This window comes from Nitrospinota bacterium (genome assembly GCA_016217735.1).
Taxonomy (GTDB): Bacteria; Nitrospinota_A; UBA7883; order JACRGQ01; family JACRGQ01; genus JACRGQ01.
Map to the genome: position 1 here is coordinate 1 of JACRGQ010000008.1, position 26,582 is coordinate 26,582.

Genomic DNA, 26,582 nt, shown 5'->3' on the forward strand with positions numbered 1-26,582 from the left:
CGACGCCTATGCACCCATAACAGGTATTTCAAAAGCCTTGAGGAGTTGATTGTCGTTATCGGAAAACAGTTGGATAAATGGCTGAGGCCAAACGGACAGCTTAAAAGACTATGCGCAATTATTTAAGACGCTGTGTATAGTACACCCCCAGGTATATCAGATGCAAATGAAGCCAAGAAGTTCTGCAAGGGGGGATTTGCTTTTGTTTCTCTTTTTGAGGGAGGAGATACTTGGTTTGACACCCCGCTATCTGATTTTGACGGAGTCAATCCTTCTGCTTGCTTCCTTTTTATTGGGGAACTCCTTCAGAGAATCGATAAAAACAAAGCCCTCTATTTTAACAACGATGGGGTTTATCATGTTGACTTTGGAAGGGAGACAGCTCCTTCAAAAATACAGAGTGCAGATGGCCGACTCGGCCGCATTGTAAACGTAATAGGTGAATTTCAGTATCAGTCTCAACGTGGGCTAGAAATTGTTCCGCGATTAAAAGTAATAGCTAAGTGAAATTTAGCCGAGGAGTGTGTTGTATGCAAAGAGGAAAGGCCGTGATGGATATTATTTGCAATATGCAGTGATCCCATGATGCGACCTCGGCCTCCTACAACGCGAAGCGACGGCAGATGATGGCGGCGCCACACCCAACGACAAAGGAGGCTATGCGCCCATTTCGCGGCTCTCCACAAATACCCGGCAAGCGGAAACAAATTCAGCGGCGAAGGAGAGGGCTTGTTGGGCATCCTCAAGCGTATCCTTTTTACGGGGAAGGTAGTCGCTTTCAATGCGGCTTAGAAAAAGGTTGAGACTCCCGCGATGGAATGCTTTTTCAATCAGACCGGGCTTGGCGACATGATTCCCAAACGCCGACCAGACCGCGTGATGGGATTTCCTGTCATGGCCCAACCGGAACAATACCGCCTTTGCCCCATGAAAAGCCGCGTAGTATGAACGACTGATTGAACTGCCGAACCCCCCGGACTCCAACAAGACCCTTGCATCCCGCAAAAATTCATCAGCCCGTTCAAGGTGGATAGGGGATTCGTCCGTCACGCGGGAATACCTTCCGCCACGATATTGCGGTGAAGGGAAAAGGGTTGTTCCTTGAATTCACTTTCGGAAATGAACATGGTCAAGAGGAGGCAATTTTCTCGAAGACAAAGGTCGGAAACAAAGTCGCCGATTTTCTCCCTCTCTTGCCTGCTATTCACTTCCCCCGCCAGCACCACGGCAACATCAATGTCGCTGTCGTCCCGCGCGTCGCCCCGCGCATACGAGCCGTAGAGGTAAACCCCTTTCAGCCGGTCGCCGTACACAGCGTCAAGCCGGGCGTGAAGCTCCCGCACGATCCGCAGAACTTCCTCTTTGGCCAACTTTTTCATGTTGCTATCTTACCACACGCGAAGATTCCCTTGCGGGGCTGTGGGCGGTTTGGATGAGCGCTAATGAATGGTTAAATCCCAAACCGGCGGAGGATGATGGCGGCGGCGTCGCGCGCGCCGGTGCCGGGATCGGTTTTGTGGCTCGCGGTAAATGGCGGGATGCGGTCAAGATAATTCCGCAGGCCGCCCGCGAACAGCTCTTCATGCGGTATGTGGAGCGTGGGTATGTATTCATTCATCTCCGCCGCCATCGGTTCGTATTCGGCGAATTTACCGCGCGAGGTGTAGACGAACGGTGTGCGGTTCAGCACGCATTCGGCCACCGTGCCGTATCCCGGTTTGCCAATCACCGCGTCGCAAGCCGCCACCAATTCCTGATGCGACACATGGAAACCGCCGATCTTTTGAAAATTTTCGCGTTGGCTTGCGTTTTTCCCGGTCAACATACTGTCATGTATGTTTCCCTCGAAAAATACTTCGCCGCCGCGTCTTTTCAAAAGCTTGACGGTTTCCCCGCTTTTTTCGATGAATAAAGCGGGATCGCTATTGGCAAGGTGGATGATGTTGCCTTCACGCGCGTTTGCCTCTCCTAAAAAAACGAAGCGGCAGCCGGGCATTTCGCGCAGCCGCAGCGCATCGAGACCGTTCACCCCGCACCCGCCGAACGAGACGAAAAAATGCGGGACATCCTCCCATCCCAGCCGCTTTCTGATTTCCCGTTTTCCCGCGGCTGCTTTCTTGGCGATGAGCGGCACGTGGAACGACGGCGTTACCGGCGGCAAGCCGTAGGCAAACGGGGTATGGATCATCGCATCGGCCATCAGGTACCATTCGCGCAGCCTTTGGGCAATCGATGTGAAGGCGGGGTTTTCATCGCGGTAGAAGTCCAGAATCCAGTTCCACGTGAACGTGGCGGTCAGAACCGACGGAAGTCCCGTGCGCCGCGCCAGCGGGAAGGCCAGCGGAGCGACATCGGAAACGATGCCGCGCGCGCCGGTCTCGCGGACAAGAGCCATGCCCGCTTCGAGCCACTGTTCCGCGCCGTCCACAAACGCCCGCCAGCGTTCGTGTGTGCGCGCAAGATCGTTGTGCAGGCTGTCGATCTGGAAAACCCCTTCGTCCACCGTCATGGCGCGGTATGCGTAATCGCACCCGGCGAGGTTGGCGTCGAAAATCCATTGCGGCGCGGAGCTGACAATCGTGCAATGGCAGCCGCGCGCGGAGAGTTCACGAATTACCAACGATGATCGCACCGCATGGCCAAAACCATGACCGCTGACGAAATAGAGGATGGCCGCCACAATTACTTCAGACGGAAGCGGATGTTATCGGCCAGCCGTTTTTCACCTATCCAGACGGCGGCGTAGGCAAGCGCCTCGCGCGCGCCGCGGCGCACCGGGGCGAACGTGGCGGGGTCGACTATCTCGGCGTATTCCAGCCGGGCCAGCGGTTCCGCCGCCAGCGCGGTCTTCAGCGCGCGCATCGCCCGCGCCGGGGTTTCGCCGCCGCGCAGCGCTTTTTGGGCGGCGCACAGCGCCCGGTAAATCACCGGCGCGGCGGCCCGTTCCACCGGCGCGAGCAGCGCGTTGCGCGATGAGCGGGCCAGCCCGTCCCGCTCGCGCACGGTGGGGCAGCGGCGGATTTCGACCGGGACGTTGAAGTCCGCCACCATCCGCTCGATCAGCGCAAGCTGGTGCGGGTCTTTCAGGCCGAAGTAGGCGCGGTCCGGCAGGACGATCTGAAGGAGTTTCATCACCACTTGCAGCACCCCCCGGTAGTGCCATTCGATGTTCTGTTGTTTGAACGCGGCAAAGAGCGGCGGCAGGACGATGTGCGACTGGAACCCGACGGGGTACATCGCTTCCGGCGAAGGGGCGAAGATGGCGGATGCGCCGGCCGCCCCGGCGATTTTCACGTCGGCGGCGAGGGTGCGCGGGTATTTGCGGAATCCTTCCGGCGTGAACTGCAACGGATTGACGAAGACCGAAACGGCCACCGTATCGTTTTCGCGCCGCGCCCGTTCGATCAGCGACGCATGGCCTTCGTGCAATGCGCCAAGCGTGGGAACAAAGCCGAGAGTTCCCTTGAGGCCGGCGCTCCATCGAATCATGGCGGCGGGGGAGCGGATAATGACCGGTTTTTTTTTCACGTGGCGGGGATGCCGGATTATTTGTCTCCGCCTTTGGACCGCAGGCGGACGTTGTCCTGTTTCAGCCGCTCGATTTCCCCCGCGAGGAATTCCTTCTCGCGGTTGACGCCGTTGCAGAGCCGCGCTTCCTCATCCTTGAGCGCCAACAGGTCCGTGTAGGCTTTTTCAAGCTGGGCGGACTTGCGCATAAGTTCTTTCATCGTGGCCCGTTCGCGCAGCACCCGCTCCATCTTCGCTTTCAGTTCTTCCACGCTGAACGGCTTGTTGATGAAGTCCGCCGCGCCGGCCTCCACCACGTCGACATAGGAATATTTCGCCGAGTAGGCGGTCATGATTATGACGTCGATTTCGGGATATTTCTTTCCGGCGATTTTGAGCAGCTCCATGCCGTCCATGTTCGGCATGCGGATGTCGGCGATGATGACGTCAAACCGGCCGGCTTCGAGTTTTTCCAGGGCCTGAAAGCCGTTGTCGGCCAACTCGCTTTCGATGCCCATGTATTTGAGCACACGGCCGACCATCTGGCGGATAACGTCTTCGTCGTCGACGATAAGGGCTTTTGTTGGTTCGCTCATGATTGTTTCATAAAATTATCACACAATGACGTGCAAGTCGACACGGACTCACCGGCCCTTCCGGAAAAACTCCGTCTTGCGTTCCTCCCCCTTGAGCAGCCGCGCGATGTTTCCGCGGTGCGTGAAGAGGATGAGGAGCGCCATCGCCGCCGCGGCGGCCTGTATTTCGGCGCGGGTGGAAACCCCCAGCGCGAAATGCGAAACCGCCAGCGTCACCGGCACCGAAAGCGCCGCGCCGATGGAGCCGAGCGAAACGTAGCTGGTGAAATAGAGGATGGCGAGGTAGACCATCACGGCGGCGAGCAGGGGGCCCGGCGCAAGCGCCAGCATCATGCCCGCCGCGGTGGCCACCCCTTTGCCTCCCTTGAAGCGGGCGAAAATGGTGAAGATATGCCCGGCGACGGCGGCCAGCCCGCAGGCGATCATCGCATGAACGCCGTCCATGCCGGGACCGGCGTCGCCCGCCACCCACGCGGTGGCGGCGTATCCTTTCAGAATATCCGCCGCCAGCACAACGAGGTAAGGCCGAAGCCCGGCGAGGCGGTAGAGGTTGGTGGCGCCCGCGTTGCCGCTGCCGACGGTGCGGATGTCGATGCCGAGCAGTATCCTGCCGGCGATAAGGGCCGACGGTATGGAACCGATCAGGTAGCTGATGAGGAGCGTTGCGGAAAACGGCATGGCGGCGGTTTAGCGGATAACCCGGTTGCGGCCCGATTCTTTGGCCCGGTACAGTTTTTGGTCGGCGTTCCGCAGAAGGTGTTCCGCCAGCGTTACCCCTTCTTCCATGACGTCCGCCACGCCCAGCGAGATGGTCGCGCGGATAACGTTTCCGTCCCACATGAAAGCGTGGCTGGCGATGTCGGCCCGCATGCGCTCGGCCACGAGGGCGGCCGCTTCGCTGGCGGTTTCGGGGAGCAGGATCACGAATTCCTCGCCGCCGTAACGGGCGACGGTATCCACTTTGCGCAGGTGGCCTTTCAGGATTTTCGCCGTCCCGGCCAAAACCACGTCACCGCAGGGGTGTCCCCATGTGTCGTTGATCTTCTTGAAGAAGTCCACATCGGCCATGATGATGGAAAGGGCGCTTTTGTAGCGTTCGAAGCGCTCCCACTCCGCCGCGAGCTGCTCGAAAAAGTGGCGGCGGTTGAAGACGCCGGTCAGCGCGTCGGTCACCGCCATCTCCTGGATTCTCCGGTATTGCAGGGCGTTGGAGATGGCGCTGGCGATATGTTCCGCCGCGAGCCGGATGAACGTGAAATCCGGCTTGTTGAAGAAACCGTATGAATTGCCGTTGAGGTTCATCACGCCGATGAGCCGGTCGCCCATGATGAGCGGCACGCCGATGGCGTAGTCGTCGTGGTATTTCTCGCGGTGTCCGGCGCGATAGGGGGACTTGGAGAATTCGCTGACGTGGATGATCCGCTTTTGCTCCACCACGGCGCGCATCAGCGGCGTTTGATCGACGCCGATCGCCAGTTCGCCGGCCTCGGCCAGGTGGGGGTGGTTGGAGACGACCAACTCCAGTTGGCGCCGTTTTTCGTCGTACAGGAAGATGGAGTAGAGCTCCACCCGGATGACATTGGTGAGATTGGCCTGAACCTCGGCGGCCAGCTTGCTGATGTCGAGATGGTTGATGGCGCTGGAAAATTCGACCATCGCCCCCAGTTTTTTCTGGTAGTTGTACAGCCGGTGGAACGAACGCAGCCGCGCGAAAAGCTCGTCGTAACGGAACGGCTTGGTGATGTAGTCCATGGCGCCGCTGTCGAGACCTTCCACCATGTCGGCGGTCATGTCCTTGGCGGTGAGGAAGATGACGTTGATGTCGGCGGTGGCGGGGTCTTCCTTGATATGGCGGCAGGCGGTGAAGCCGTCCATGTCCGGCATCATGCCGTCCATGATGATAAGGTCGGGGCGCTCGCCGCGCGCCATCGCTATCGCCTCCCCGCCGCTTTCCGCCGTGATCACGCGGTAGCCCTCGGCCTTGAGCGCCGTCTCCATGTTCAGCAGGAGATCCCGCTCGTCGTCGACCAGCAGGATTTTGATGGGAGTCACGCGGCGCCTCCCGCCGTGCGTTTGACGCGCGCGAGGAATTCGCCGGCGTTGTAGGGGCGGGTGATGACGTCCGCCGCCCCGGCCTTGAGGGCCTGCACCTTGTCGCCCTCGGTCAGGCCGTCTCCCAGGAAAATCACCGGTATCCGCGCGGTGGCGGGGTTTTTCTTCATATCGCCGTATATGCCAAAGCCGTTCATGCCGTCTCCAAGATAATCGATAATGACCAGCTGGGGAAGGGTCTCGGCGATTTTTGCCGGCACGTTATCCCCCGGCACGGCGGTGATGCAATGAAATTCGCGGCGCAGCACCTCTTCGTCCCTTCCGCGCTGGCCGGGGTCGGCCACCGCCAACACGATTTTTTTCCGCAATGCCAGCGATACCGGCAGCCGGAGGGTGAATACCGCGCCCCCGCCCGGCGCGTCGGCGGCGGTTACCGTGCCGTTGTGCAGTTCCGCCATCTTGCGGCAGATGGCCAGCCCCAGCCCGGTTCCCTTGTATTGCCGCTGGATGGAGGAGTCGGCCTGGAAATAGCGGTCAAATATTTTTTCTTTCAGATGATCCGGCACGCCGATGCCGCTGTCGATCACCCGGAAGGCGACCGCCGGATCGGGTTCGGCGAGGGGAACCGCCTCCAGACTGATCGTGCCCCCGTTGGGGGTGAACTTGAGGGCGTTGGAGAGGAGGTTGTCGAGTATCTGGCAGACCATCCGCTCGTCGGCGTAGATTTTGGGAAGCCCTTCCGTCAGAATCAGCGTGAGCGTCACTCCCTTTTCGGCGCAGGCGTAGCGGAACGATTCATGGGAAAGGCGCGCCGCGTATTCCGGCTCCATCTGGGCGGCCTTCAACGACATCATGTTCGCCTCCAGCTTTGCCAGGTCGAGCATATCGTTGATAAGCAGCGTCTGCCGTTCCACGTTGCGCAGGATCATGGTGAGGAAGACCCTCTGCTGCTCGGTGATGCCGCCCAGCGTGCCGCGCAGGAAATTTTCCACGGCGCCCCGGATGGCGGTGAGCGGCGTGCGCAGCTCGTGCGATACCATCGACTGGAATTCCGCCTTGAGCCGTTCGACCTCTTTCTCCTGCGTCACGTTGCGCAGCACCACCATGCGGCCGGTCTGCGCCCCGTCTTCTTCCACAATCCGCGCGGCGACATGGTAATCGACGGAAAAAATGGCGGCCGGCGTCTCGTCTTCCGCCCGGCGGTCGAAAGGATCGATGCCGGTGAACGCCTTGAGGTCGTCGAGCGAAAACCCGCCGCCGGTCCCTTCCGTCCGGAAGATGGCGCGGGCGGCGGGGTTGAGCATTTCTATTTCGCGGCGGCTGTTGACGAACACCACGCCGTCGGACATGGCGTTGAGCAGCGATTCCATCCTGCGCCGCTGGCTTTCCTGCTCCTTCTTGAGCTTGAGGAAGCGGACCGATTGCCGGGCGAGGATATCGTTCAGCGCCCGGAGTTCCTTGTTCTTTTCCCGCACGTCGTCCGCCAGCTTCTCTTGCTCGCGCCGGGCGCGGAACTGGAGGATGGCGTTATCAACCGCCTCGGGGAGCGCGTCAAGATAATGCTCCCCCCGCACGATAACGCCGGCGGCCCCCCGCCGGAACGCCTCCTCCGCGGCCTCCGCTCCGCCGTCCGGCGGGGCGATCAGCAATACGGGAAAGCGGTAGTGGCGCTGCTCCATGAGTTCGATAAAATCGACGCCCGATTCGTCCGGCTGCGGATGCATGGCGACCACCGCGGCGTCGTAGTCGTAGTACCTTACCTGCACCAGCGAGCGTTCCACCGAATTCACCCAATCGCACGTTATGGGAATGCTCCGCTTTTCAAAGTAGGCGGCGATCCGTCCGGCGGCGGCTTCCCCCCCCCGCTGATTCCCTTCGACGATGAGGATGCGCGGGGCGTCATTGGCCGTATAGCGGTTCACCGGTCATCTCTGTGCATAGTGGGGAAATTATACCCTGTACGGAGGCCGGTTGCCCCCGCACAAATGAGGCGGCGGGGAAGGGCGCCGGCGCAACCGCTCCGGATGCGCGGCGGGCGTTTGCCTTGCGCGGCGGGGCGGTTTGGTGGTTCAATGGCGCGGATGAACCGCCTTGACGCGCTGGGATTTCTTGCCGGGACGCTCACCACCATCGCGTTCTTGCCGCAGGTGGCGCGGACATGGCGCACGCGCAAGACGGACGACATATCATTGGTGATGCTGGTGATGTTAACCGTTGGCGTGGGGCTTTGGACTATTTATGGCGTACTGATGAAGTCGTTGCCGATGATCGTGGCGAACACCGTCACGTTTTTTCTCATCCTCTTTATCCTGGGGATAAAGATACAGAACCTCACGCGCCGCCCTTAATAAGCCACGCCAGCGCCAGCGACGGGTCGAGCGCCGCCACCTCTTTCGCCGCCGCCAGCGGATGCCGCGTCAATATTCCCGCCGCGAACGCCGGTTCCAGGATGAAAGCTCCCGTTCCCACGGCGATAACCGGCAGGTTAAACAGCCGCGCCGCCCCAACCACCTGCGCGCTCTGGATGTCCGCAGCTTCGCGCGCGGCCGCCAGCAGATCGTTTTTACCCAGCTCGCCGTCATCCGCCAAAAACGCGCGTGAAAGCCGCCGCGCCGTCGCCCGCGCGGTTTTGGGGCCGCCATCCGGCGTGGGGCAGGCATAATCACGCGGCCTGATATTTTTGAGCAGCAGATGCGCGTCCGCCATGATGCAAAACGTCTCGGCGGCCAGCGGCATTTTTTTGCCGCCTATCGTCAGCGCGCCCGTTACCGCCGGAAGCGGCGTCCGCAGCGCTCCGGTATAAAGCAATTCGCCATGGCACATCCTGGCGTAATCGGTAAAACCGTTGTTGGCGATGCGGCCATCCCGCACCGGCGTGAGATCCGTTGTGGTGCCGCCGATATCCACCATTAGAAAATTCTTGGCGAGAAGCGACAGGCGTCGCGGCACTAGCGGCCAGTTGGCGCTCGCCACTTCCCGGTGGCGGCGCACCGCCTGTCCGGGTGAAAGCAATCCCCCCTTCACGCAATAGACCGCCACGGAGCCGAAGGCTTTTTGCGCCGCATCCACAATATGCCTTACCCCCTCGCGGCGGTTTTTGAAGCAATCGCACAACTCGCCGGTCATGGTGATGGCAACGGCATACGGTTTTTCGGGCTTGAGCGATTTAAGGATTGCGGCCAATTTTTCCGGCTGTTTCCACAGCTCGAATGGCACGATGCCGCGCGCCGGTTTCCCCTTCGCCGATAGCAGCGCGTGCTTGATGAATGCCCCGCCGATGTCCAATCCGAGAAAATTCATTGCTTCGTCCCGAAGATGGCGTAACGGGGGATCTTGAACGGCGCGGCGGCGCTATATAAAGGATAGGAGGAAGTAAGGCGCGGATTGACCTCGATGAGCGTCAGCGCGCCGAAGCCGTCATCGATAAAATCCATCCCCCAATAGCCGCGCAACGCGGGGATGGCCGATTTCACGGCGCGGGCCATCGCGGCCACTTTTTCGGAATGCGGGTAATCGATAGGCCCTTCCACCCCTTCAAAACGGAGTTGCGGGGCCACCGTTATTTGTTGGCGGCAGACGCCCAACAGTTCCACGTCGTCATTGCAGCTTACGATACCGGCGGAAAAATGCTCGCCGGGGATGAATGGCTGCGTGATGAACCCGATGTCATCCGGCAGTTTGAGAGCGGCCAGATCATCGGAATTTTGGATTAAAAACGTGTTGTCGCAGCCCGCCCCATCCGTTGGTTTGACCACGCAGGGAAAATCGCCGCACGTTCCATCAAAAGGGCGGCTCTCCGGCATGGCCGCCACGCCGCGCAAGCATTGGCTGGCGAGCAGCTTGTCGCCGCAGGTTTCCACGGCGTGGGAGGAAGAGCCGATCAGCCGCTTCCCCAGCGATTCGGCCAGCCGGGTGAAGTCCAAAAGTCTGCCGCGCGTTTCCGGGGCGATGACCCAAACGGCATCGTGGCGGCGCATCTCCTCCCGTGCGGTGTCAAGAAGATCGCCGCGAACGTATACGATTTCGCCGGGGATGCCGCCGCAATCGAAATTGGGATGAACCAGACTGGTGACGGCGTCGAAGCCGGCCTTTTGACAATCGTTGATGAGGGCGGCCAGCATGGCGCGCCCTTCGGCAAAAAAGGGGTCGCCCCCTTCGCCGCCCGCGCACGCATACTCAACAGCCAGCAGCCGCATTTTTCAGCTTTCCCTTTTCGGCTGCCCACATAATCAGGCTTATTCCCAAGTCAAACTGAAATCGCCAAAATCCGATTATTTAATATCATTTTGAGGCAGACTTGAGATCGACTAGAAAGGCATAAACCAATTTGGCCATTTTTCTTCTTTCTACTACCAAATCCATGCAAAGGCCGTCTCCTTTTTTTTCGATGTAAGAATCCAACAAGCCAATCATCTCTTCGGGAAAGTCGTTTCTTCGGGAAAGTCGTTCTTTCCAAACCCTTTATGATTTTTCACAAAGGCATTAAATTGTTTTTCAAAATGGTTTTTATGTTTGATTACGTTGTCGCACATGCAATAACATCCCCTTAGTATCTGATTGTTTTTTCAAGTTCTTCCATTCCTAAAGCCTTTGTATGCCATTCGACCAATCTTTCATAATCCACGAATTGAACCTTTGTTTTAATTGGAGAAAAGGCCGCAAGGGCCAGTTTGCTTTTGTATTCTCTCTCACGCACCTTATCTGCGACAATAAAACACGTGGTATTGAAATCCTGCAATTCAACGAACTTGAGCAAGGAATTCTGGATGTCTGTAGAATGTTCGACTTCGAAAAGGGCACTGGGCATTCTTCTTTCATTGAACCAGCAAACATCAACAGTTTTTGCTTTCCTCACAAAATGGTCGTAGCCAAACAAATAATAATTTTCCTGAGAGCTAATTTCCCCCAACGTTTTCCCTAAAAAGAGTTTGTTTTTATCTTGGCTTGGCACAAATGTTTCGTACTTTTTCACTTTTCCAATTTCAACAAGCAATCCCTGATAATAGCTATGGTTTAGTGTTAATTGCTCAGATTTAGAAATTGATTGTTTCGGTATTATGTCAGGTGGAAGCGCTTTTTGACGTGACTTTAAAGCCCATAAGCCGGGTTTTATTTTGAAAAAATATTTTTCATCTTGAACAATCCTGCGAATACTTGCGAATGGGGTTTTGGTTTTCCACTCGCAATCTTTTATTTTAAGAACATTTTGATTTAGAAATCCAAGAGTGGCATAACCGCCATTTTCTTCCATGACTTTGATTACCGCCTCGAATTGCTTCATCGAATGAAGATAGCCGTACTTGGCAGACAAAGCAACTTCCGACAGTTCCAAGTATGTAGAAGATTGCAGAAGATTAAAGAAGGGGTTGTGGTCTAGGTTAATTTAACCGCGCAGCCTCTTAAATTATTGAGAGTGGGCCATATGGCGGCTACTTCGCCAAAAGGCATCTTGACCCCTAATTCAGGCTTGATGCCACCATCGCCGGCCATAAGCTACACATTCACACCTTCGGTTTTGTTCCGTACCCGCGTCACTCTCATTTTTCCGGCCTTCTTTTCCGCCCCGGCCAAATCGTAGGCCATTTGCAGACGGAGCCATGTTTCGGCGCCTCCGCCGAACGCCTTATCAAGCCGAATCGCCATTTCCGCCGAAATGCCCCCCTTGCCGTTCACCAGGTTATTCAGGGCTTGCCGCGTCACACCCAGGATTTTCGCCCCTTCAGTCACGGATAACCCCAAAGGTTCCAGACAATCGTGCCGCACCGACAGGCCGGGATGTGGTGGTCTTTTCATTCGCATGACACTTCCTCCTAATGATAATCAAATATCCATCTCTGTGAAGTTCAGGTGGTATATCAGTTTGAGATTGCCGCGGCCATCTTCGATGGCCTCGCAATGACAAATCACTGTCATTGCGAGCGTTAGCGAAGCAATCTCATGCTCCATTCAAGCATTAGTTTCAAACTGAGACACCGAAGTTCATCCTTCAAATTCCGATTTGAGGTATTCGAGGCTTTTGCCCAGCGCCGACGGCTCGAAACCGGTGGCCGCCACGAACCTTGCGTTTGAGAGCGAGCAGTCTTTGGGGCGTTTGGCGTCCATCGCGGCGTCGTCCATACCGATGGCTTCGATCAGCGAGCGGTCAAGGCCCAGCTTTTCGGCCAGCGCCATGCCGAAGGCGTGGCGCGATTCCTTCCTCCCCGGCGAAAGGTGATACAGGCCGGTGAGTTTTTTCTCCAGCATCAGGCCGATGGCGGCGGCGCAATCGCCCAGATAAAAGTGGCTGCGGAACTGGTCGGTGTAAAGCCGCACTTTTTTTCCCGCGCGCAGGGTTTCGACAAGCCAGACGGCGAACCCGCGCGGGGGGATGCCCCCCTTGCCGAAGACAACGGCGGTGCGGGCGATGGCGTAATCGGCCATCGTGGCGGCGGTTATCCGCTCTCCTTCGAGTTTCGTTTCGGCGTAATAGCTGAGGGGATTCGGCTTGTCGTCTTCGGCGTAGTTCCCTTTTGCGCCGTCGAAGACGAGATCGGTGGAAACGTAGACCAGCTTCGCGCCCACGCGGGCCGATTCTTCCGCCAGCGCGCGGGCGCCGTCCACGTTCACCCGGCGGCAGAGCGCGCGGTCTTTTTCACAATCGTCGGCGTTGGTCATGGCGGCGCAATGCACCACCGCGTCCGGCATCACATGGTCCACGGCGATCCGCACGGAGAGCGGCTCGGCGATGTCCATCGTTACGTTCTCGATGCCGGGAATGCCGCCGGTGCGCACAGCCGCCACCACATGGTGCCGCGCCGCGAGGTGCAGCGCCACGCGGTGGCCTATCTGCCCCGCCGCTCCGGTAACAAGGATTTTCACGGTTCTTTCCTCCGCCGCCACCCGCCCGCGATAAAGTGCCAAACCGCCATTGCCACGCAGGCGTAGGCAAACACCCCGCCGAAGCGGGTGTAAAAGGTCTGCCCGGCAACCGGGGGGATAATCACCGTTTCCACCGCGGTTATTGTTTCAAAAAGCGCCGTGGGATGCACGATTTTTCCCGATGCGGTGACGGCGGCGGAGATGCCGGTATTGGCGGCGCGCAGCACCGGCAGGCGGTTCTCCACCGCGCGGAACGGGAGCGCCGTCATCTCCTGCGCGCTGGCGGCGCTGCGGCCGTACCACGCGTCGTTCGTCAAATTCACCATCAGGCGCGCCCCCCGTTGCGCGAAGGCGCGCGAGCCTTCGGGAAAAATGATCTCGTAGCATATCTGCATCCCGGCGGTGACGCCGTCCACGCGTATCGGCTCGGTGCTTTCGCCCGCGGTAACGTCGCCGCCGATGACATTGGTGACGCTGCGCGCAAAGGAGAGGATGCTCCGGTACGGCACGTATTCGCCGAAGGGGACGAGGTGGATTTTATCGTAGCGGTATTCGCGCCCGTCCGGGGCGATCAGGAAGGCGCTGTTGAAATAACGGTCTTCGCCCAGCGGGCCGCGCTCAAATGCCAGCCCGCCGAAAAGCAGCGGCGTTCCCGTTTCGCGCGCGGCGGCCCGCACCGCCCCGGTGTAATGCGGCGCGTTGCCGAAATAAAACGGCACCGCCGCCTCGGGCCAGATGATGATGTCCGGTTTTTTCAGCGCCGCTTCGCGGGTCATCCCGAGGTAGCGGCCCATCACCATGTCCTGAAACCGCGGATCCCACTTTTCATCCTGCGCGATATTCCCCTGCACCAGCGCGGCGGTGAAGGGGACGCCCCCGGCCTTTTCCAGCGCGCCGATTGCACCCATTCCCCAAAAAACGTTGAGCGCCACCACCGCCAGCGCCGCCAACGGTATGAGCGGTGATGCGGCTCCCTGTTTCACCTGACGCAGGAAATAGTTTACGGCGGCGTTGACGAACATGATTAGGAACGAAACCCCCGCCACGCCGGTGAAGGAGGCGATCTGTATCATCGCCGGCGCGGCGTACTGGCTTTCCCCCAGCAAGGCCCAGGGGAAACCGCTAAAGAGCGTTTCCCGCGCCCACTCCAGCGCCACGAAGTAAACGGGAGCCATTATCACCGCTTCGCCGGGAGTGCATCGTGAGGCAAGCCAGGCGAAGATGGCGAAAAACAGCGCGAGATAGATGTCCAGCAGCAGCATCAACAAAATGCTCAGGGGGGTATTGATGTGGCCGTACACCGAAAGGGCGGTATAGAGCCAGGGGATGGTGGCGGCGAAAAAAACGAAGCCGGCGGCAAGCCCCAGCAGCAGCGCGGTGGCGGGCCGTTTGCCGTCCAGCGCCGCAAGGAGCGGGACAAAGGCGAAAAATGCGGCGAAATGAAGGCCGAACGGGGGAAAGGCGAGGGTGAGCAGTATGCCGCTCAACAGGGCCAGACCGGCCGGCCGGCCCCCCGGATACCCCCCGAAAAAATTTTTTCTCATATGCTTGATAATTTATTGCCATTTTGACCTAAAAAGAACTTAAAATTAAAACAATTATGAGTGGACTGGGTGAACGGCTGAGAAAAGAGCGCGAAATGCGCGGCGTGAGCCTGGACGAAATAGCCAAGGCAACGCGCATCAACCAAAAATTTCTGCTGGCGCTGGAAGAGAACGATTTCGACGCCCTTCCCGCGCCGGTGTTTGTTACCGGCTTTTTGCGCTCTTACGCCTCGCATCTCGGCATGGACGCCGACAGCCTGGTGGCGGAATACGAAGCGGTCAAGAAACCGTTGAAGCCATTTCAGCCCTTGGTGCCCGAAGAGCGTAAGCTGCCGCTCATTTCAAAAGACGAGTTCAACCGCAATTTCCCGCTGATCGCCGCTGGAGCGGGGATTTTGCTGGTGGTGGCCCTGCTGGCGGTGTTTATCACGCGCTCCACCGCGCCGCGGGAAACCGCCGTAGTGCAAAAACCGGAAGAAGAAGACCTGTTGGCGGTGCCGGTGGAGCCTCCTCCGCCGCAGCTTCCGGCGGCGGCGGAGCAACCGCCCGCGGAAGAGCCGGTCAATGCCCACGAAACGGCGGCGGTGAAAATATCCGAATCCGCCCCCGTGAAGCCAATTGAGAAACCAGTTGAAAAACCGGCCGCCGTGAAACCGGAACCGGCCGAGAGGCCCAAGGCGGAGCCGGATCAGGAACCGGCCCAGCGGGCGTACAGGTACAGCATGGGGCTTACCGCCGTCGAGCAGGACGTGTGGGTCTATGTGCTGATCGACGATACCGATGTGCGCGATATGTACGTTCGCGCCGGGCAAACCGTTTTCCTGCGCGGCAACCAAAAGTTTGTGCTCACCACCGGCAACTCCTTTTATCTGAAGGTGAAGGTGAACGGCACGCCGGTCGAGATTCCCAGCGCCTCTTCCAACAAGGTCGTCCGCAACTGGCCGGTTCCATTGCCAGAATGAGGCGGCATGCCGGATAACGTCCTCGGCATCATCGGCCACCCCGTCGCCCATTCCCTTTCGCCGCTCATGCACAACTTCGCCGCGAAGAAGCTGGGGCTGCCTTATACCTATGTGGCGTTCGATGTGGAACCGGCGCAATTGAAAAAAGCTGTTGAGGGGCTGCGCGCGCTTGGCATCGCGGGGGTAAACGTGACGGTGCCGCACAAAGTGAAAGTAATGAAACACCTTGACGGAATCACGCAGGAAGCGCGCGATATAGGAGCGGTGAACACGGTTATCAACCGCAACGGGAAGCTGTCGGGCACGAATACCGACGGCATCGGTTTTTTGCGATCTCTTGAAAATGCCAAGTTTATGCCGAAAGGCAAAACCGCCGTCGTCATCGGTTCCGGCGGTTCGTCGCGAGCAATAGGCGTTTCGCTTTTGCGTGCTGGAGTGAAACGGTTGACCGTCATCAGCCGGCGCTCGCCCGCCGGCTTGGTGAAAGTGCTGCGCGCGTTCGGTTCAGCCGATTTTATCTTGAGCGGCTCGCCGCTTGTCCCGGCCGCTTTGCGCGGAGCCGATCTTGTCGTGCAAGCCACGCCACTCGGCATGAAGAAGGGCGACCCGTTGCCGTTGCGCGATCCGGCTTTCCGCAAGGGGCAACTTGTCTATGATATAATTTACGCGCCGGTGGAGACCCGCTTCCTCGCCGCGGCGCGGAAGGCGGGGGCCGATACCATGAACGGGCTGGCGATGCTGGTGTATCAGGGAAGCGAATCGTTCCGGCTGTGGACCGGAAAAAAGTTTCCCGAGGACGCGGCGCTAAAACTGCTCAAGGCGAAATTGGGGAGAACGTAACGTGGCAAAGATAGACGCGTTTTTCAAGCTGATGAACGATCAGGGGGCTTCCGACCTCCACCTCGCCTCCGGCAACCAGCCGATCGTCCGCATCAACGGCGAGATGGAGCGGATCAAGTACAAGCTGCTCGGCAACGATGAACTCAAATCGATGCTGTACGAAATCGCGCCGGAAGAAAAGGTGAAGCTTTTTGAAGAGACCGGCGACATCGACTTCGGCTACGAAATACCCGGCCTCGCGCGCTACCGCGCCAACTTCTTTATGCAAAAAAACGGCATCGCCGCCGTGTTCCGCCAGATACCCCAGAAGATACTCACCGCCGAGGATCTCGGCCTGCCGGAGGTGTGCAAAAAGTTCGCCCTGCTGGGCAAGGGGATGGTGCTGGTCACCGGCCCCACCGGATCGGGCAAATCGACCACGCTGGCGGCAATCGTCGATTACGCCAACAAGGTGCGCAAGGATCACATCCTGACCATTGAAGACCCAATAGAATTCGTCCACACGCCGCAGGGGTGCCTCATCAACCACCGCGAAATCGGCCGCGACACCAAAAGTTTCTCCGCCGCCCTGCGCGGCGCGTTGCGCGAAGACCCGGACATCATCCTCGTCGGCGAAATGCGTGACCTGGAAACCATCGCGCTGGCGCTGGAAGCGGCCGCCACCGGCCACTTGGTCTTCGGCACGCTCCACACGCCGTCGGCCGGCAAAACCATCGACCGCATCATCGACGTGTTCCCCAGCAGCCAGCAGGGGCAGATACGCACCACGCTGTCGGAAGCGCTGAAAGGGGTGGTGGCCCAAAACCTTTTCAAGCGCATCGATAAAAAGGGGCGCTGCGCCGCGCTGGAAATACTGGTGGTCACCCCGGCCATCTCGAACATGATCCGCGAAGCAAAGACCTTCCAGATCCCCTCCATGATCCAAACCGGGAAAAAATTCGGGATGCAGTCGCTGGACGACGCCATCCTGGGGCATGTGCAGAAGGGGTGGATCAGCCCGGAAGAGGCGTACGCCAAGTGCATCGAAAAAGCGCGGTTCCTGCCGTTCCTCAAAGAGCCGCCCGACGATTTCGGTTGATCCGCGGTTCGCGGGAACTGTTTTCCGATGCGTCGGCGGATGCTGCCGGGGCGGGAATTGCGCGGGAACCGGCGGCGGGAAGGCGATAGTTCCACCTCTAAATTGATATGGCAAGGTTATTGTCGCGCCGCCTCAAAAATCTTATCCACAGCATCTGTGGATAAGTTGTGGAGAAAAACCGCCACCAAAGAATTGGGCCATAAAATAGGCCCATTTTTACTCTTTGCCTAAGTCGTAACCAATAAGTACGGCGTATGTTTACAATGCGTTACCGGGAAGCTGCCAAAAACAAAGGAGTTGCGAACTGCGGTACATCCGCCGTGAAAAGTTATCAACAAATTTTTTTTCACAAGGAGAAATCGCTGTTTTTAAAGCTGTTGGTTTCCGCTTTCAACATGCTTCGTTACTATCGCATTCACGCAAAAAAATTTCTTCCTTCTCCCCATGTTTTCACCAAAAAACGGCACGAAAAAAAATGAGGCATGGGTTCACCATTTTCTTGACTCGATGGGCCTGGAAATAAGAGAATAAAATATTGATTTGACGGGAGGTTGGAGAATCCACCGCTTGAGGGGATAATAGAACGCATGGCGCTGGTAATTTTAGGTCTCAATCACAACACCGCTCCGGTGGAGGTGCGGGAGAAGCTCGCCTTCAACCAAAAACATTTGGAAGAGGCGGCGGAACAAATCTTCGCCAGAATCCCCGAGATCGACGAAAAGGTCATCCTCTCCACCTGCAACCGCGTGGAAATTTACGCGCATGTGGAAGATGCCGAAAAAGGCCTGCAGGCGCTCAAGAATTTCCTCTACCGTTACCATGAGCTGGATGCCGGCTCGCTGGAACCGTACTTTTACAGTTACGCCCACGAGCAGGCGGTGGAGCACCTCTTCAAGGTCTCCTCCTCGCTCGACTCGATGGTGATGGGCGAGCCGCAGATATTGGGGCAGGTGAAGGATGCCTACCAGAACGCCCGCAAGGTGAAAGCGACGGGGCGCATCCTGAACCAGCTTTTTGAAAAAGCGTTCAGCGTGGCCAAGCGGGTCCGTACCGAAACCGCCGTGGCCGAATCGGCGGTCTCCATCTCGTACGCCGCCGTGGAACTGGCCGAAAAGATTTTCGGCAGCCTCGAAGGGCGCACCGTGCTGCTGATCGGCGCGGGCGAGATGATAGAGTTGGCCGGCAAACACCTCGTCAACCAGGGGGTGAAGACCATCTTGGTGGCCAACCACCACTATGAGCGCGCCGCGAACCTGGCCGTGAAGCTGGGCGGCAGCGCCGTGCCGTTCGAGCAGTTCCCCGACGAATTCGCCGACGCCGATATCGTGCTCTCCTCCACCGCCGCGCCGCACTACGTCATCAAGCGCGACATGGTGGAAAAGGCGATGCGCGCGCGCGCCGGCCGGCCGGTCTTTTTCATCGATATCGCCGTCCCGCGCGATATTGAGCCTTCCGTCAACGACATCCCGAACGTGTTCCTCTACGACATCGACGACCTCGGCAAGGTGGTGGACGCCAACCGGCGGGAGCGCGAAAAAGAGGCCGTGAAGGCGATGGAGATCATCCAGGCCGAGGTCTCGCGCTTTTCCGACTGGCTGGACCAGCTGGAGATGGAGCCGATGATCGTGGCGCTGCGCCAGAAGGCGCTGGAGATCAAGGAGCGCGAACTGCAAAAGACCTTCGCGCGGCTGAACCTCGACGACAAGCAGCGCGAGGCGGTCAACGCGATGGCGTCCGCGATGGTGAACAAGATTTTGCACGACCCCACCCTGCAACTGAAACGTCACGCCGTGAAAGGCGAAGACCCGCACCACCGCCGCTCGATCACCGAGCTGGCCAAACACCTTTTCAACCTGGAATAACCACACATGGCGAAACTGCACCTCCGCATCGGCACCCGTTCGTCGCCGCTCGCCCTCTGGCAGGCCGAACACATAAAAGGCGAAATGTTGAAGTTCGTGGAAGTCGGCTCGGTCGAGCTGGTGAAGATCAAGACCACCGGCGACAAGATACTGGACGTGCCGCTGGCGAAAGTCGGCGGCAAGGGGCTGTTCACCAAGGAAATAGAAGAGGCGATGCTGCGCGAAGAGATCGACCTCGCGGTGCATAGCATGAAGGACGTGCCGACGGCGGTGCCGGAAGGGCTGGAAGTAGCGATCATCACGAAGCGCGAAAACCCGCTTGATTCGCTGGTGAGCCGCGGCGTGGCGTTCAGGGATTTGCCGCAAGGCGCGCGTATCGGCACCAGCTCGCTCCGCCGCAAGTGCCAGTTGCTCCGCGTCCGCCCCGATTTCCGGATAGTCGACGTGCGGGGCAATGTGCAGACCCGTCTTAAGAAGATGGAATCGGGAAAATGGGATGCCGTCATTCTCGCCGCCGCCGGCATGATACGCCTCGGCTATGAAAACGACATCACCGAACTGCTCGATCCCGCCATCTCCCTTCCCGCCGTGGGACAGGGGGCGCTCGCCCTTGAAACCCGCGCGGGGAACGAAGAGGTGAATGCCATCGTCCGCCGCCTGCACCACCAGCCGTCCGCCATCTGCGTGGAGGCGGAGCGCGCGTTCCTTGGCCGCCTCGGCGGGGGATGCCAGGTGCCGATTGGGGCATACGGCGTCATCAGCGGCGAAACGCTTATTCTTGAAGGACTGGTGAGCGATCTCGCCGGCAAGCGCTACTTCCGCGAGACCATCGCCGTCAACCCCGCCAAGCGGCTGGAGGCGGGCGTGCGCTTGGCCGAAACGCTCCTGCGGGCGGGCGCCGAAGAGGTGTTGGCCGAATTCTACGCCTGACCCCGCTCTGATCCGGCGCATCTGATAAAATGGCGGCTATGGCATACATGGTATACGCCGCCACGATAGGTCTTTCGGCGTTCCTTCTCTTCCTCGTGCAGCCGATGGTGGCAAAAATGATTTTGCCGCTCTTCGGCGGCGGCGCGGCGGTCTGGCTTACCTGCGTCATTTTTTTCCAACTCCTTCTGTTCGCCGGGTATGCCTCATCGCACTGGGTGGTGACGAAGTACGGCGCGCGCCGCCACCTGATGTATCAGGCCGGTCTCACGGCGCTGTCGCTCCTCTTTGTGCCGTTCGCGGTAACGTACGGCCACGGCATTGAACCTCCCGCCGGCATTTTTTTGATTCTTCTTGCCACCGTGGGGGTTCCCTACTTTGTCCTTTCCACCACCAGCCCGGTGGTGCAGCGATGGCTTGCCGCCGATGCGCGGTACAGCGGCGCCAATCCCTACATCCTGTATGTGGTATCCAACGCCGGATCGCTGGCGGGCCTTTTCGCGTATCCGCTGCTGATTGAAACCGGTATCTCCACCGGCATGCAGGCGGCGCTATGGGCGGCGCTCTACGCGCTCTACGCCGCGCTTGTTGCCGCGTGCGTTTACTGTTTTCATTCAACGGCGGAAAGAACCTCCGCCGCGCCGGCCGCGCCAGGCGAAATGGCCGCGCCCGCCGTCGCGCCGAAAACGCGGCGCGGCTGGGTGGTGCGGAGCATGATCCCGTCGGCGGCGCTCATTGTTATCACCCATTACCTCACGCAGGACGTGGTGAATTTTCCGCTGCTCTGGGTGCTGCCACTCGCCCTCTACCTCCTTTCGTTTGTCATCTGCTTCGCCTTTCCCGCCGTTTCCCGCGCCGGCCAATTGCGCGCCTTAACGGTGTTGATACCGATACTCTTGCTGCTGCTGTTTCACGACGGGCGGGCCGCCGCGCCGTTTTATGCAAAAATCGCGGTGGCGTTGGCGGCGCTCTTCGGCATTGCGATGTTCTTCCACGGCAACCTGGAGCGGGAGAAGCCGCACAAATTCCTGCTCACCTCGTTTTACCTCCACATATCGCTGGGGGGGCTGCTGGGGAGCATCGGCGCCGGCATTATCGCGCCGCTGATTTTCAAGACGCAGTTCGAGTTCAGCCTCGTCATATTGGCGGCGATTTTTCTCATCGTGACGTCGGATTTTCCGCTCCGCCGCTCCGCCGCCCTGGCTTTCAATCTGGCGCTTGTCTCCGTCGCCACGTTGGGTTGGGCGCGGCAGGAGATGGGGTGGCATACGGAGGTGGTGGAGGCGGCGCGGAGCTTTTACGGCACATACCGGGTGGAGGATGTCCGGAACAATGACGGCGCGGCGTACCGGCAACTGGTGGCGGGCACCCATATCCACGGCATCCAGCGCATCGGCGGCGGCGAGCCGTTGGCTTATTATCATGAACAAAGCGGCGTCGGCCTCGCCCTGCGGCGGCTTCCGGCGGTGCGGCGCGTGGCGGTCATCGGGCTGGGGGCCGGGGTGATGGCCGCCTACGGCAAGGCGGGCGGCCGCTACGATTTTTATGAATTGGATCCCGTGGTGGCCGGTCTGGCGCGCCGCCATTTCACGTATATTGCGGAAAGCGGGGCGGAGGTCAACATCATCACCGGCGATGGCCGCCTCAATCTGCGCAACGCCCCCAATGGGTCGTACGACCTGATCGTGGTGGACGCGTTCACCAGCGGCTCCATCCCGGCGCACCTCATCACCGCCGAATTTACGCGCGAGGCGTTGGCAAAGCTGGCGCCGGACGGGCTGCTGATGTACAACATATCCAACCGGCACGTCGACCTCTTGCCGGTGCTGCGCGGGAATGCCGCGTCGCTGGGGTTGCGCATAGCCCGGCATATCGCGCCCGCGGTTGAGGAAGAGCAAAAATTCACCGCCGTCTGGGTGGCGCTCGCGCGCGGCCCGGCGCTGTTCGATGCGCTCACCACCGGCGATCCGCATTGGCACAAGCCGGGCGGGCCGGTGGCATTTTGGAGCGACGCCAAATCGGATGTCTGGACGCTGCTGAAATTCAGGTAGGTCACACAGCGGCCTATAGGCCATTTACACTGCGCGCCGAGGCGCTTGTGTGAAAAAGACGGAACAGTCCCGCAGACTGTCCGCTTTTTTCCGGAGCGGATGGAAAAAAGCCATTCCGCTCCTCCCATCCTGTGTGACATTGGCGCGGAGCGGCAAGCAGGTCGGCCCGTCGGGCCGATGACACGCAAGAATGCGTGTCCTGCCGGGAAAATAAGCCACTGCCAATAATCCGGGTTAAGTTTTTGGATGCATTTCACCGGTGGATGCAGTATTTTCACCCAATGCCGCCAGTAAGGGAATTTTCAACGGTGCAGACCATCGCGGTGATGGCGCTGCCGCTTATTTTCGCCATCGTGCTGCACGAGATCGCGCACGGCTACATGGCCTACCGCAAGGGGGACGACACAGCCCTGCGGATGGGCCGCCTGTCGCTCAACCCGATACACCATATAGACCCGTTCGGCACCATCCTGCTGCCGCTGGTGTTCTTCTTTTCAACCGGCATGCTCTTCGCCATGGCAAAGCCGGTGCCGGTGAATTTCTTCGCGCTGCGCCGCCCGAAGGAGGATATGGTCTGGGTGGCCGCCGCCGGGCCGGGCACCAACCTGCTGCTGGCGCTCTTTTCGGCCCTGCTGATATGGGGGGCCGGTTTTTTCGATTCGCGGACCGATTACTACATCGCCTTCATGAACCAGAAGCTTATCCCCGCCGACGCTTCGCCCATCATGTTCCCCATCGTCGGCATGCTCTACTATTCCGTCTTGCTGAACGTCATCCTCGCGGTCATCAACCTGATTCCCATCCCCCCGGCGGACGGCGGGCGGATCATGGTCGGCCTCCTGCCGCACAAAGCCGCCGCGGCCTATTCGCGGATAGAGCCGGTCGGCGTCATCCTGCTGATGGTCATCATCCTGTTCGATCCGCTGGGAATCGTCCGGCACGTCATCTGGCCGCTGATTGAAGGCATCGTGAATCTGCTGGTATGACGAAGAAACGCGTCCTGAGCGGCATGCAAAGCTCCGGCAAGCTCCACCTCGGCAACTACCTCGGCGCGCTGGAAAACTGGGTGGAGATGCAGAAGGATTACGATTGCTTCTATTTCGTGGCGGATTGGCACGCCCTCTCCACCAATTACGAGGATACGGCCAACCTCAAGGAAAACGTCATCGACATCGGCATCAACTGGCTGGCGGCGGGGCTGAAACCCGACACCTGCACCATGTTCATTCAGTCGCTCATTCCGCAGCACGCGGTGCTGCACCTGCTTTTTTCCATGATAACGCCGATACCGTGGCTGGAGCGGGTGCCGAGCTATAAGGAGAAGATGGAAAACGTCAGCAGCCGCGATCTGCACACCTACGGCTTTTTGGGCTACCCGGTGCTGCAGGCGGCCGACATCGTGCTCTACAACGCGCACCTCGTGCCGGTGGGCATCGACCAGCTTCCGCACCTGGAGCTGACGCGCGAGATCGTCCGGCATTTCCACCAGATATATAAGAAGGAAGTCTTCGTGCTGCCCGAAGGAAAACTGGGCGAGGTGAAAAAACTCCCCGGACTCGACGGGCGCAAGATGAGCAAGAGCTACGGCAACGCCATCTTTTTGTCGGATACCCCCGCCGAGCGCGAACACAAGATTCTGCGGCAGATGGTCACCGACCCCGCGCGCGTCCGCCGCAACGACCCCGGCAACCCGGATGTGTGCCACGTCCACTCGTTCCACAAGGTTTTCAGCGATGCCGCCACCTGCGCGCAGATCGATAAGGATTGCCGCTCCGCCGCCATCGGCTGCGTGGACTGCAAGAAGATATTGGTGAAGAACATCGCCGCCCGCATGGCGAAGTTCGACGCCGAGCGCCCCGTGTGGGCGGCCCGGCCGAAGAAGGTGATGGAGGTGATGCACGACGGCACCGCGAAAGCCCGCAAGGTGGCGGAGGCCACGCTGCGCGCCGCCGAAGACGCCATCGGCATCTCCCTCCCCGATTTCGAGTAGCGGAAGCGGGGGATGGCTCCACGCCAACTTTTTTTGTCGAATAAAAGCTTTGCGACAAATTATTGAATGGGCCTTTCATCCTTTCTAAGTTCCAAATATGTTTTAGGGGCTTCCTTGGTCAATCCTTTGGCATACGTTGCAACTAGCCGATTCCCCTGCTCGTCAAAACTAATGTTCCCTATGAGGCATGATTCAGCAACATCTGGATTAATAACCCGCAAACGCAAATAGTTGGCCTTGGTCCATGAAAGAACTGCTTTGTGAAGTGGAGTGAAGTGGAGTGTAGTCGCGGTTTATTTCACTTCTCTTCCCAGTTTTAAGCCCCATTACATTCAGACAAAACCCTAAAATTCTGAAAGACTTATAATTTGGAAATCCCCCCATCCGAAGTATTTCATCATAAAGCAATCGCCGAAGTTTAAATTTGACGATCTTCCACGATTTGCCATTCCCGGATAATCCAAAAAACTTACCCCACACCGCGTTGTGCTGAATGCCCCAACACTTATCTGGCGGTGCCTTTACTGAAGCGGCAGAGAATATGATCTCAAACATAAGTTCCGCGATATGGTCGTAAAAGTCCCAATCCTTCCGCTCCCGCACCCGTAGCTTAGCTGGTGCTGGTGAATTATGTTGCTCAATTGATTTTATGGCATCTCTAACAAAACTGACCGCAACTGTGAATCTCTTGTAAATATCCGTTGAATAATAATCTGACGGAATATCGTTGATTTTGTAAACTTCCCGGAGTGATGAGCTTTTTATATTCTCAAGAGCACGGTACAAGACAAAGGAGTGTTGGCCCCAACTGCCACTATCAAGGTAGCTTTTTAGGGTGATTAGCACGGCCCTTGAATAAGCTTCAAGCTGAGATGCGTCCCATGCCCAGACAGCCTCATAGTGAATATCAAGCGGGGAGCCGTGATTAGAACCTAGCGCTTCCACTAGCTGATAGTTGCCATATATAGTCTTGCTAAAGGGTTTCAAATATCCAATTAACCCGGAATCGTAGCCTTCATCTTCATGATACAAGATCGAGTCTTTGCTGTTAATCGCCTCTGTGGAGATGTTTTTTGCGAATTGGCCTATTGGAACGCCGTATTTTCCGGTTTTGGCGATAGCATTGAAGAATGCAATCGCTGTCCCGGGTGACGACGCAATAATATGCCTACATAGTTTCCGATTGCCGATTAGCAGCAAAACGTCATGAGCATAATCACCGGCATCGCTATTGCGCTTCTTTCCTTCCTCTTTCGTTTTGGTGTTGTTCTGCCATTTAGGAGAATCTTGTCTTGAGAGGCTAACTAAAGGTTCGGCGGATCGGGCTAATTCAGCCGCAATAACTGGAAGTTCGCTCTCTGATCCCTTCAAAATTAATTTAAATAGCTCCTGCGCATATTTTCGGTAGTTTTTTCCGCTGAACACGGGGGGCTTAATGGCAGCATAGTAAATCCAAGTTAGCGCAAGTGAGAGGAAAAGGCCGCCGAGTAATCCTTGCCATATTGATTGGCTAATAAATGATAAGGGTACCAACCATTGTTCCCTCATCCAAATATCCGTCAGAAGCGTTCCAAACCCAATAATAACTGTGAGGTAGTAAGTCAGATGAACCAGGTTACAAGGAGCGATTGCAATCCGGAATTTATATTGGATATCAGTTACCGTATAGATTATGGCCAATAACGCTAAGGCTGAAATAAATTCAGAAAAGCCAAATATAGGCGCTTGAATGGCAGCAGATTGGGATACGAAACAAATTCCCAGATAATATCTTTCGCACATCATGCCCAAGCTCCTAATCGATTCTTTCCTACTCTAGCACATACATTAGGGAGGCCTGGAAGACGCAATTAGGGGATGGGGGGCAAGGCTTGACTATGCGACTTATTCGCCAGGCACCAGAGGTAATCATTTTACGCGGGATGGACGGAAAGTTTTAGGCCTCACGCTTCGAGGACGGCTGATGTTTTGCAGGCGCGGGTTGCCCTTTGTGCCGGTACAACAGGTTTTAACCTGTTGTTGGCCCGTGAGGGCCAAGAGTTCTTGTTTCCTTCGGAAACAACCACAGGATAAATCCTATGGTACCACTTACGCGGGATGAACAGCCAGCTTTAGGCCGCAGGCTTCAGGACGGCTTCAATGTTTTGCAGGCGCGGGTTGCCCTTCTTTGTCATGGTAGATACGGTCTTGCGCGTCAAGCGGTTTTCATGTGCAATTTCGGGTTAAAGGCGGTTTTGTTTTTAAGTATGCCGTAGGCGATGTGCAGCAGTTTCCGCATGACGGCGATAAGGGCCACTTTTTTCGGTTTTCCCGCC

25 protein-coding genes are annotated in these 26,582 nt (G+C 58.1%); 9 read left to right on the forward strand and 16 right to left on the reverse strand.

Features of this window, described 5'->3' with window-relative positions; all coding sequences use genetic code 11:
- Positions 1 to 657: 657 nt before the first annotated feature.
- The 8 genes from HZA03_01290 to HZA03_01325 all read right to left on the reverse strand — a co-directional run bounded on the left by HZA03_01290 (position 658) and on the right by HZA03_01325 (position 8,077).
- Positions 658 to 1,050 (reverse strand): HEPN domain-containing protein, encoded by a 393-nt coding sequence (locus HZA03_01290; GenBank protein ID MBI5636582.1) that lies wholly within the window; start codon positions 1,048 to 1,050, stop codon positions 658 to 660.
- Complete coding sequence (locus HZA03_01295; protein MBI5636583.1) at positions 1,047 to 1,379, reverse strand: nucleotidyltransferase domain-containing protein; 333 nt, start codon at positions 1,377 to 1,379, stop codon at positions 1,047 to 1,049. The genes HZA03_01290 and HZA03_01295 overlap by 4 nt, the downstream gene beginning before the upstream one ends.
- Before the next feature lie 71 nt (positions 1,380 to 1,450).
- On the reverse strand, positions 1,451 to 2,680 hold the full coding sequence (locus HZA03_01300; GenBank protein ID MBI5636584.1) for a hypothetical protein: 1,230 nt from the start codon (positions 2,678 to 2,680) through the stop codon (positions 1,451 to 1,453).
- A 2-nt stretch (positions 2,681 to 2,682) separates the two neighbouring features.
- Positions 2,683 to 3,528, reverse strand: a complete 846-nt coding sequence (locus tag HZA03_01305; GenBank protein ID MBI5636585.1) for a pantoate--beta-alanine ligase — start codon at positions 3,526 to 3,528, stop codon at positions 2,683 to 2,685.
- Positions 3,529 to 3,545: 17 nt separating this feature from the next.
- Positions 3,546 to 4,103, reverse strand: coding sequence for a response regulator (locus HZA03_01310; protein MBI5636586.1), 558 nt, complete (start codon positions 4,101 to 4,103; stop codon positions 3,546 to 3,548).
- 48 nt (positions 4,104 to 4,151) lie between these two features.
- Positions 4,152 to 4,781: a glycerol-3-phosphate 1-O-acyltransferase PlsY gene (gene plsY, locus HZA03_01315; protein ID MBI5636587.1), complete on the reverse strand. Its 630-nt coding sequence runs from the start codon at positions 4,779 to 4,781 to the stop codon at positions 4,152 to 4,154.
- Positions 4,782 to 4,790: 9 nt separating this feature from the next.
- A complete protein-coding gene (locus HZA03_01320) occupies positions 4,791 to 6,155 on the reverse strand; it encodes a diguanylate cyclase (GenBank protein ID MBI5636588.1) in 1,365 nt (454 codons plus the stop codon).
- Positions 6,152 to 8,077 (reverse strand): PAS domain-containing protein, encoded by a 1,926-nt coding sequence (locus HZA03_01325; GenBank protein MBI5636589.1) that lies wholly within the window; start codon positions 8,075 to 8,077, stop codon positions 6,152 to 6,154. The genes HZA03_01320 and HZA03_01325 overlap by 4 nt, the downstream gene beginning before the upstream one ends.
- 159 nt (positions 8,078 to 8,236) lie before the next feature.
- Here HZA03_01325 and HZA03_01330 point away from each other — a divergent pair, with 159 nt between their 5' ends.
- Entirely contained in the window at positions 8,237 to 8,503 is a 267-nt protein-coding gene (locus HZA03_01330) for a SemiSWEET transporter (GenBank protein MBI5636590.1), read from the forward strand.
- Here HZA03_01330 and HZA03_01335 read toward each other — a convergent pair.
- The 6 genes from HZA03_01335 to lnt form a co-directional block, all read right to left on the reverse strand.
- A complete protein-coding gene (locus HZA03_01335) occupies positions 8,487 to 9,455 on the reverse strand; it encodes a hypothetical protein (protein MBI5636591.1) in 969 nt (322 codons plus the stop codon). The genes HZA03_01330 and HZA03_01335 overlap by 17 nt on opposite strands.
- Positions 9,452 to 10,351, reverse strand: a complete 900-nt coding sequence (locus tag HZA03_01340; protein MBI5636592.1) for an ATP-grasp domain-containing protein — start codon at positions 10,349 to 10,351, stop codon at positions 9,452 to 9,454. The genes HZA03_01335 and HZA03_01340 overlap by 4 nt, the downstream gene beginning before the upstream one ends.
- Before the next feature lie 350 nt (positions 10,352 to 10,701).
- Positions 10,702 to 11,436, reverse strand: coding sequence for a hypothetical protein (locus tag HZA03_01345; GenBank protein MBI5636593.1), 735 nt, complete (start codon positions 11,434 to 11,436; stop codon positions 10,702 to 10,704).
- 212 nt (positions 11,437 to 11,648) lie between these two features.
- Positions 11,649 to 11,954 (reverse strand): HigA family addiction module antidote protein, encoded by a 306-nt coding sequence (locus tag HZA03_01350; protein ID MBI5636594.1) that lies wholly within the window; start codon positions 11,952 to 11,954, stop codon positions 11,649 to 11,651.
- A gap of 180 nt (positions 11,955 to 12,134) precedes the next feature.
- Positions 12,135 to 13,013, reverse strand: a complete 879-nt coding sequence (locus tag HZA03_01355; protein MBI5636595.1) for an SDR family oxidoreductase — start codon at positions 13,011 to 13,013, stop codon at positions 12,135 to 12,137.
- Complete coding sequence (gene lnt, locus HZA03_01360) at positions 13,010 to 14,557, reverse strand: apolipoprotein N-acyltransferase (GenBank protein MBI5636596.1); 1,548 nt, start codon at positions 14,555 to 14,557, stop codon at positions 13,010 to 13,012. Before lnt ends, HZA03_01355 begins: the two co-directional genes overlap by 4 nt.
- A gap of 56 nt (positions 14,558 to 14,613) precedes the next feature.
- On the opposite strand from lnt, the gene HZA03_01365 reads away from it, so the two are divergent.
- The 8 genes from HZA03_01365 to trpS all read left to right on the forward strand — a co-directional run bounded on the left by HZA03_01365 (position 14,614) and on the right by trpS (position 24,267).
- Positions 14,614 to 15,519, forward strand: a complete 906-nt coding sequence (locus tag HZA03_01365; protein MBI5636597.1) for a helix-turn-helix domain-containing protein — start codon at positions 14,614 to 14,616, stop codon at positions 15,517 to 15,519.
- Between the two features lie 6 nt (positions 15,520 to 15,525).
- Entirely contained in the window at positions 15,526 to 16,359 is an 834-nt protein-coding gene (locus HZA03_01370) for a shikimate dehydrogenase (GenBank protein MBI5636598.1), read from the forward strand.
- A 1-nt stretch (position 16,360) separates the two neighbouring features.
- The gene (locus HZA03_01375; GenBank protein MBI5636599.1) at positions 16,361 to 17,437 is read left to right on the forward strand and encodes a type IV pilus twitching motility protein PilT; all 1,077 of its coding nucleotides are present in this window, start codon (positions 16,361 to 16,363) and stop codon (positions 17,435 to 17,437) included.
- A gap of 587 nt (positions 17,438 to 18,024) precedes the next feature.
- On the forward strand, positions 18,025 to 19,299 hold the full coding sequence (locus HZA03_01380; protein ID MBI5636600.1) for a glutamyl-tRNA reductase: 1,275 nt from the start codon (positions 18,025 to 18,027) through the stop codon (positions 19,297 to 19,299).
- Positions 19,300 to 19,305: 6 nt separating this feature from the next.
- Entirely contained in the window at positions 19,306 to 20,229 is a 924-nt protein-coding gene (hemC, locus tag HZA03_01385; protein MBI5636601.1) for a hydroxymethylbilane synthase, read from the forward strand.
- A gap of 38 nt (positions 20,230 to 20,267) precedes the next feature.
- Positions 20,268 to 22,277: a fused MFS/spermidine synthase gene (locus HZA03_01390; protein ID MBI5636602.1), complete on the forward strand. Its 2,010-nt coding sequence runs from the start codon at positions 20,268 to 20,270 to the stop codon at positions 22,275 to 22,277.
- Between the two features lie 281 nt (positions 22,278 to 22,558).
- Complete coding sequence (locus HZA03_01395) at positions 22,559 to 23,263, forward strand: site-2 protease family protein (protein MBI5636603.1); 705 nt, start codon at positions 22,559 to 22,561, stop codon at positions 23,261 to 23,263.
- On the forward strand, positions 23,260 to 24,267 hold the full coding sequence (trpS, locus tag HZA03_01400; protein ID MBI5636604.1) for a tryptophan--tRNA ligase: 1,008 nt from the start codon (positions 23,260 to 23,262) through the stop codon (positions 24,265 to 24,267). The genes HZA03_01395 and trpS overlap by 4 nt, the downstream gene beginning before the upstream one ends.
- Positions 24,268 to 24,474: 207 nt before the next feature.
- On the opposite strand, the gene HZA03_01405 is transcribed toward trpS, so the two are convergent.
- Complete coding sequence (locus HZA03_01405) at positions 24,475 to 26,052, reverse strand: hypothetical protein (protein MBI5636605.1); 1,578 nt, start codon at positions 26,050 to 26,052, stop codon at positions 24,475 to 24,477.
- A gap of 409 nt (positions 26,053 to 26,461) precedes the next feature.
- Positions 26,462 to 26,582: IS110 family transposase (locus HZA03_01410; protein MBI5636606.1), on the reverse strand; the 121-nt coding region annotated here is incomplete at its 5' end.

What these genes read in the sequence shown, in the direction of transcription:
- HZA03_01350 (MBI5636594.1), bottom strand. Translation starts at nt 11,954, where the DNA reads ATGCGAATGAAAAGACCACCACATCCCGGCCTGTCGGTGCGGCACGAT.
- HZA03_01390 (MBI5636602.1), top strand. Translation starts at nt 20,268, where the DNA reads ATGGCATACATGGTATACGCCGCCACGATAGGTCTTTCGGCGTTCCTT.
- plsY (MBI5636587.1), bottom strand. Translation starts at nt 4,781, where the DNA reads ATGCCGTTTTCCGCAACGCTCCTCATCAGCTACCTGATCGGTTCCATA.
- HZA03_01330 (MBI5636590.1), top strand. Translation starts at nt 8,237, where the DNA reads ATGAACCGCCTTGACGCGCTGGGATTTCTTGCCGGGACGCTCACCACC.
- trpS (MBI5636604.1), top strand. Translation starts at nt 23,260, where the DNA reads ATGACGAAGAAACGCGTCCTGAGCGGCATGCAAAGCTCCGGCAAGCTC.
- lnt (MBI5636596.1), bottom strand. Translation starts at nt 14,557, where the DNA reads ATGAGAAAAAATTTTTTCGGGGGGTATCCGGGGGGCCGGCCGGCCGGT.
- HZA03_01345 (MBI5636593.1), bottom strand. Translation starts at nt 11,436, where the DNA reads ATGAAGCAATTCGAGGCGGTAATCAAAGTCATGGAAGAAAATGGCGGT.
- HZA03_01365 (MBI5636597.1), top strand. Translation starts at nt 14,614, where the DNA reads ATGAGTGGACTGGGTGAACGGCTGAGAAAAGAGCGCGAAATGCGCGGC.
- HZA03_01405 (MBI5636605.1), bottom strand. Translation starts at nt 26,052, where the DNA reads ATGATGTGCGAAAGATATTATCTGGGAATTTGTTTCGTATCCCAATCT.
- HZA03_01370 (MBI5636598.1), top strand. Translation starts at nt 15,526, where the DNA reads ATGCCGGATAACGTCCTCGGCATCATCGGCCACCCCGTCGCCCATTCC.
- hemC (MBI5636601.1), top strand. Translation starts at nt 19,306, where the DNA reads ATGGCGAAACTGCACCTCCGCATCGGCACCCGTTCGTCGCCGCTCGCC.
- HZA03_01310 (MBI5636586.1), bottom strand. Translation starts at nt 4,103, where the DNA reads ATGAGCGAACCAACAAAAGCCCTTATCGTCGACGACGAAGACGTTATC.
- HZA03_01295 (MBI5636583.1), bottom strand. Translation starts at nt 1,379, where the DNA reads ATGAAAAAGTTGGCCAAAGAGGAAGTTCTGCGGATCGTGCGGGAGCTT.
- HZA03_01380 (MBI5636600.1), top strand. Translation starts at nt 18,025, where the DNA reads ATGGCGCTGGTAATTTTAGGTCTCAATCACAACACCGCTCCGGTGGAG.
- HZA03_01340 (MBI5636592.1), bottom strand. Translation starts at nt 10,351, where the DNA reads ATGCGGCTGCTGGCTGTTGAGTATGCGTGCGCGGGCGGCGAAGGGGGC.
- HZA03_01335 (MBI5636591.1), bottom strand. Translation starts at nt 9,455, where the DNA reads ATGAATTTTCTCGGATTGGACATCGGCGGGGCATTCATCAAGCACGCG.
- HZA03_01395 (MBI5636603.1), top strand. Translation starts at nt 22,559, where the DNA reads ATGCCGCCAGTAAGGGAATTTTCAACGGTGCAGACCATCGCGGTGATG.